General features: G+C 36.6%; 1 tRNA gene. It reads left to right on the forward strand.

From position 1 onward, the window contains the following. The first annotated feature begins 100 nt into the window (after positions 1-100). Positions 101-177, forward strand: a tRNA-Ile gene (locus LQ608_RS12450). Positions 178-276 lie beyond the last annotated feature (99 nt).

Raw genomic sequence — 276 nt, forward strand, 5'->3', positions numbered from 1 at the left:
CTCCTTTCTAAGGATATTACGGAATGACCATTAGGTCATGGAATAACGGAGACATATTGTATTCAGTTTTGAATGTTTATTTAACATTCAAAAATAGATAGGGCCTATAGCTCAGCTGGTTAGAGCGCACGCCTGATAAGCGTGAGGTCGATGGTTCGAGTCCATTTAGGCCCACCATTTTTTTAATTGCACATTGAAAACTAGATAAGTAAGCAAATAGATTTTACCAAGCAATAAACCGAGTGAATTTCTAACGAAATTCAAGCTTAATAATCG

It is taken from the genome of Mammaliicoccus sp. H-M34 (assembly GCF_022386495.1).
Taxonomy (GTDB): Bacteria; Bacillota; Bacilli; order Staphylococcales; family Staphylococcaceae; genus Mammaliicoccus; species Mammaliicoccus fleurettii.